We start from the raw sequence: 244 nt of genomic DNA, 5'->3' as shown, positions 1-244 counted from the left end.
GGGCCGCGTGGACGCGGGGCGCGCCGCTGTTGGCGAACAGCGGCGCATCGAGGTTGCCCTCGGCCACCGGCGACGGCAGCTCGCGCGTGGGAAAGCGCTGCGCGAGCTCCTCGATGACCGGCGGGTACAGCGCGAGCACGCCGTCGAACAGGTCGCGCCAGGTGGCGGGCTTGCGCGCCAGCGCCTCGACCAGCGCCCAGGTCAGCAGGCCCTGCGGCCGCGCGTCGCGCGCCTTGCGCGGCAG

Annotated in this window: 1 pseudogene; it reads right to left on the bottom strand. The window is 77.0% G+C overall.

From position 1 onward, the window contains the following. Positions 1–244 (bottom strand): annotated as a pseudogene (locus BMG07_RS41135) (caspase family protein); the annotation flags it as partial.

The sequence above is a fragment of the Variovorax sp. E3 genome (assembly GCF_016082275.1).
Taxonomy (GTDB): domain Bacteria; phylum Pseudomonadota; class Gammaproteobacteria; order Burkholderiales; family Burkholderiaceae_C; genus Variovorax.
Note: the sequence above shows the minus strand (reverse complement) of the source record. Positions and strands in the feature narration are given on the sequence as shown.